The sequence below is a fragment of the Candidatus Binatus sp. genome, from assembly GCF_036567905.1.
Lineage (GTDB): Bacteria > Desulfobacterota > Binatia > Binatales > Binataceae > Binatus.
Map to the genome: position 1 here is coordinate 1 of NZ_DATCTO010000082.1, position 5,287 is coordinate 5,287.

The 5,287-nt window shown below is 61.4% G+C and carries 7 protein-coding genes; 1 reads left to right on the forward strand and 6 read right to left on the reverse strand.

Annotation, left to right across the window (positions count from 1 at the left end):
* Positions 1-65: 65 nt before the first annotated feature.
* The 6 genes from VIO10_RS12705 to cofC all read right to left on the reverse strand — a co-directional run bounded on the left by VIO10_RS12705 (position 66) and on the right by cofC (position 4,461).
* Complete coding sequence (locus VIO10_RS12705) at positions 66-887, reverse strand: VacJ family lipoprotein (RefSeq protein ID WP_331964688.1); 822 nt, start codon at positions 885-887, stop codon at positions 66-68.
* A gap of 76 nt (positions 888-963) precedes the next feature.
* Positions 964-1,575, reverse strand: coding sequence for an ABC transporter substrate-binding protein (locus VIO10_RS12710; RefSeq protein WP_331964690.1), 612 nt, complete (start codon positions 1,573-1,575; stop codon positions 964-966).
* A 64-nt stretch (positions 1,576-1,639) separates the two neighbouring features.
* Positions 1,640-2,155 carry an outer membrane lipid asymmetry maintenance protein MlaD gene (locus VIO10_RS12715; RefSeq protein WP_331964692.1) on the reverse strand — a complete coding sequence of 172 codons (516 nt, stop codon included), beginning with the start codon at positions 2,153-2,155 and terminating at the stop codon, positions 1,640-1,642.
* Positions 2,156-2,166: 11 nt separating this feature from the next.
* Entirely contained in the window at positions 2,167-2,997 is an 831-nt protein-coding gene (locus VIO10_RS12720) for an ABC transporter ATP-binding protein (RefSeq protein ID WP_331964695.1), read from the reverse strand.
* A gap of 24 nt (positions 2,998-3,021) precedes the next feature.
* Positions 3,022-3,813, reverse strand: a complete 792-nt coding sequence (locus tag VIO10_RS12725) for an MlaE family lipid ABC transporter permease subunit (RefSeq protein ID WP_331964697.1) — start codon at positions 3,811-3,813, stop codon at positions 3,022-3,024.
* A gap of 3 nt (positions 3,814-3,816) precedes the next feature.
* Positions 3,817-4,461, reverse strand: coding sequence for a 2-phospho-L-lactate guanylyltransferase (cofC, locus tag VIO10_RS12730; protein ID WP_331964699.1), 645 nt, complete (start codon positions 4,459-4,461; stop codon positions 3,817-3,819).
* 175 nt (positions 4,462-4,636) lie between these two features.
* Between cofC and VIO10_RS12735 the strand changes: the two genes are divergently transcribed.
* Positions 4,637-5,287: tetratricopeptide repeat protein (locus VIO10_RS12735; RefSeq protein WP_331964701.1), on the forward strand; the 651-nt coding region annotated here is incomplete at its 3' end.

Genomic DNA, 5,287 nt, shown 5'->3' on the forward strand with positions numbered 1-5,287 from the left:
CCTCGGTCCCGCAGCGCGCCAATCGTCAAATTACTTTTCGATTTAACTAACGAATTCGGAGCAGCTTACCACCGTTCCTCGTGGAGCTTCTTGACGTCATGATCGCGCGTCTGCAGGTAGGCGTCCTGAACCGCGCCGTAGAGATCGATCGCATAGCGATCGGCTTCCTCGAACTGGTTCAGATGCAGCGAGCGATAGTTCACCGCTTCAACCGCGCCCTCGCCGGTGGCCACCGTGAACGCCACCCACAACGGAACGAAGTAGCTGATCGGATCCATCGCACCGTCGGCGGCCAGGCCGACCGTGTCGCCAATCGTCGAAGGTCCAAAAAACGGCAGCATCAGGTACGGACCGGTCGGAATGTCGTAGTAGCGAATGGTGAGACCGAAATCATTGGGATGCTTCTTGAGCCCGAACAATTCGTCGGCGGGATCGAAGAAGCCGACCAATCCGATCGTCGTGTTGATTCCAAAGCGGGCGACTTCGCCGCCGGCCTCGGCCAGCTTGAGCTGAAGCAGGTTGTTGGCGAAACGCGGGATGACCCGGACGTTGTCAAAGAATCTGTCCACGCTCTCACGCACTGGCTGCGGCGTTATGGTGGCGTATCCGCTGGCTACCGGGCGCAGCACCCAATCGTCGAGCTTGAGGTTGAAGGTGAACATCGGCTCATTGAAGCCCGACATCGGATCGGCATAGCCGCCCTGATTGTTCTCGCCCGGCGGCTGAGTCGACGGATTGGCCGCCGATTGGGCGGCCGGGCTCTGCGACATCGGAGCGGCGCCCTGGCTCAGAGCCGGGGTCGCAAACGAAACGACCGCGAGCAGGAACGATGCGAGCATCATCCAGCGCGCGCCTGTCCTTTCGATTTGTTTCGGACCAGATGTCATTTGCCTCTCCATGGCGGTGTCGCCCTAAAATCTTCGTTAAGAGGGTACCTTTCCAGACTCAAGGAATCCATACCTGTTAGTGGTTGGCGAGACTTGCCGCAAGGGCGGCCTGTTTACTCTTTAAGTCGCTAATCAGGGTGGCGTAGCCCTGATTGTTCATCACGCGATTAAACTGGTTGCGGTAATTCGCGATGATGCTGATCGCGTCCACGGTCACATCGTAGATTTTCCAGGTAGCGCCCTCCTGCACGAGGCGGTAGTTCAAATGGATCGGGTCCTTGCCCTCCGGCTCCACAATATCGGTGTTGACCTCCGCATACTGGGGCCCGTCGGTCGTCACCCTGAGGAAGGCGACTTTCTGACCGCGGTAGTCGTTAACCTTGCTCAAGTAAGAATCCTCGATGAAAGCGACGAACGCTTTGGTGAACTCCTGCTGCTGATCGGGGGTGATCTGCTTCCAATGGTAGCCGAGGGCTGACTTCGCCATCTCGGTGAAATCGAAGGTTGTGGACACGATTTGGCGAAGCTTGTCCTGGCGCTGGGCCAGCGGAGTTTGATTGTCGCGGAGCACCTCCAGCGCCTGGTTGACGGTGGTCTTAACGACGGACATCGGATCGTCGGCCCAGGCGGGCGACAGAAAGCGCGACGGTGCAAGGCTGACGACGAGCGCGGCCGTCAGCGCGAGCATCGCGATCGCGCGCCGCGACAGGATTCGCTGGATGGAAGTTGGCGTCATCGTATATTTCACCAGATTATTTCTCCGATTTTCCAGGCTTCTGGCCCTTGTCCGAGTTTGAGGATTTATCCTTCGCAGAGTCGCCGCCGCTGCCGCTGTTGTTGATCAACTGGCCAATCGCATCCTCGAGCACAAACGCCGACTGGGTTTGCCGAATCGTGTCGCCATCTTTGAGGATACGGTCGCTGGGGCCGAGCGCGATAGACATATACTTGTCGCCGATTATTCCGCTGGTCTTGACCGCCGCGATCGCGTCCGCGTCGATCTCCACGCCGTCGTCGATTCGCATTGCAACTCGAGCGCGCATGTCCTTGAGCCCGATCTGCACAACTTTGCCGATCTGCACGCCGTCGAGCTGAATCTGATCTCCGGGCTTCAATCCCGAGATATTATCGAAACTTGCGTAGAGCGTGTACCCGGCCTTGGGCAGCAGGGTGAGTTTACCCAGCGACAGCGACAAAATCGCCAGCGCGATCATCCCGAGAATCGCGAAAATGCCGACGATAAGCTGCGTGGTTCGAGTTGCGTACATAGGTCTTGGTTTCAGCCCGCAAGGGCTGTTTCATTCTCCTCGCCGGATGCTTTGCCCGCCAGAAACCGTTTGAAGACGTCGTCGTCGGCCGCCATCACCTGGGCCACCGTGCCGTTGAGATGAGTGCGGCCATTATGGAGAAAAGCGACGCGGTCGGAAACCTGGAAGACCGCCGGCACGTCATGACTGACCATCACGGCGGTCAGCTGAAAATTCTCCTGCGTGCGCCGGATAAGTTCGTGAATCGCGCCGGTCCGCGACGGATCGAGGCCGGTGGTCGGCTCGTCGAGCATGAGGATTTTCGGGCGCCGCACCAGTGCGCGCGCGAGCGCGGCGCGTTTTTGCATCCCGCCGCTCATCTGGGAGGGAAACTTGGCTTCCATCCCTTCCAGCCCGACCGCTTTGAGCGTTTCATGCACGTGCTCGGCGATCTCGGCGCGAGTGAGCCTGGTTTTCTCGACCAGCGGGAACGCGACGTTGTCGAATATCGACATCGAGTCGAACAGTGCGCCGGCCTGAAAGAGCATCCCGAATTTTTCGCGCACCGCGTCCAGGCCGGTCGCGCCGAGCTTTGTCACTTCGACGTTGTCGATCACAATCGTGCCCGAGTCGGGCCGCAGCAGCAGGTTGATATGCTTGAGCAGAACGGTCTTGCCGGATCCGCTGGGGCCGACGATGGTCGTGATCTGGCCGGCGGGAAAGTCGAGCGTAACGCCGTCGAGGACCTGCTGGCGGCCGAAGCGGCGGCGAAGGTCGCGCACTTCGATTGCATTGCCGGCGCTGGCCGGGTGGCGAACGTTCTGCGCATTGCCGTCGCCATGGTTGATTTCAGTTTGGCTCATGGATCGTCGATCGCTACCGCGTTATCACAAGAGTATAGACGTAAGAAAATAGTCGAACGCAAGAATCAGGGCGCTGGACAACACCACGGCTTCGGTGGTGGCGCGGCTGACCCCGGTCGCCATCCGTTCGGCGTGATATCCCTTGTAGCAACAGACCCAGGTTACGACCACGCCGAAGACCAGGGCCTTGTAGATGCCGGTCATGATGTCGTGGCCGTCCATGTTGGCGGCGATACCGTTGAAGTACGCACCCGACGGCGCGCCCATCAAACCGACGCCGACCATGTAGCCGCCGAAGATTCCCACCACGTCGAAGACCGAGGTCAGCAAGGGGAAACTGATCACGCCTGCGAGCACGCGCGGCGAGACCAGGTACTGGACCGGGTTGATCGCCATCACGGTGAGCGCGTCGATCTGTTCGGTGGATTGCATCGAGCCGAGCTCCGCCGCCATCGCGGAACCGGCGCGCGCCGCGATCATCAGCGCGGCCAGAACGGGTCCAAGCTCACGCACCAGAACCAGGGCGACGACCGTGCCCAGCGCGCCGTCGGAGCCGAAGCGGCGCAGCGTGTTGTAGCCCTGCAGACCCAGCACCATCCCGGTGAAGCCGCCGATTAGAATGACGAGAAACAACGAGTCGGCGCCGATGATGCGTATCTGCCGAATCCACAGCCGCGGCTTGAACGGCGGGATGAGGACATAAAGCATTGCGGTCAGCAAAAAAAGCACGAACGCGCCGAGGCGGATAACGCCGTCAATCACCAGCGCGCCAAGCCGCCCAGTCATTTCCACGATCGCCATCAGTCCGTTTTTCAATTTTTAGTGACGCGCAATCCCGAGCCGGGCCAACTGGTTTTGAGTATGCGTGCCGGACCCGGCGCGCTCGAACTCGGCGAGGTCCGCGATCACGTCGAGGTCCAGCGCGGGCCGCGCAAGCCGCAGCACTTTAGCCGCAACGCCGGAGCTGCGGCAATCGTCCAGATGCCGCACCAGGCTCATTCGACCGAATCGAGTGGGCACGGCGCCGGCGGGTGAGCGGCAAATGATGTTGGTGCCGGAGAAGTCCCGCGAGGGAACCAGCACCACGCCGCGTTCGGGGGGCATCGCGGCAAACACTGCGTCTATATCTTCGGCCGCGATCAATGGGATGTCGGACAGCACCGTGCAAACTGTTCGCGCACCATCGGCAATCAGCGCGGAGGTGGCAAGTCCGACGGCGGCGTTGAGCCCGCGCGGAAATTCCTCGTCGATGGTGAGCGCACCGGCAGCGCGCGCCAGCGCGAGCAGGCCCGGGTCCGACGTCACCACGGCGACGTGGTCGGCGACGGCGGCGCCGAGCGAGGCCGCCAGCACGTCGCGAAACATCGCTTCGGCCAACGCACGGCGCTCGCCGGGTGGCAGCACCGGCGCGAGCCGGGTCTTGGCGAATTCGAGTTGCTTGGCTGCGATCAGAATAAAGCGCACGGCGTATCCTTATAACCTAACCGGCTCGCGCATCCAACGGGAATCGCGACGGGCGCTGGAGTGCTTGACAGTGTTTCCGTGCTCCCTTCAACATTATTAATGGGTAGATTTTCCCCGTCGCTGGTCCAATCAGTGTACAATCGGAAGGCGCGCTTGTCTTGGAGGAACCTCAGCGATGAACAGGAACCGAAGCTTACTCACCTGGACCGGGGCGACGATCGTGGCCGGCGCGATGATCCTGATCGGGGCGGGATGCCATCACAAAACCGCGGAGGATTTTCTTGCCGAGGGCGACACGGATATGCAGGCGACCAAGCTCGCCGACGCGGAACAGGCTTACCAGGAGGCGGTGAAGGTCGCGCCAAACGATCCGCGCACCCATATCGCGCTCGGAAATCTGTACGTATTCGAGCACAAGCCGGCCGACGCGCAAGTTGAATTCATGAAGGTCCTCGAGATCGATCCTAAAAACGCGGCGACCCATGTCGCGCTCGGCAGCCTCTATAGCAATCAGAACCAGCGCGGACTGGCCGAAAACCAGTACCGCGCCGCGGTAGCGCTGGAGCCGGACCGGCCCAACTACCATCTCGATCTGGGCGAGGTGCTCGGAAAGGAAGGCAAGACCGCCGAGGCGGAAGATCAAATCCGCACCGCAATCGGACTCAGCCCTAAGGACGCAAAGGCCCACCTGGCGCTGGCGAATCTGCTGGCAACGGAGCCGGCTCGCGCGACCGAAGCCGACGCGGAGTTCGCCGAGGTGCGAGCACTCGACGCCAAGCTGCTGCCCGCGCCCGCCGCGACGCCGGCTGCCGGTGCGGCGCCGGCG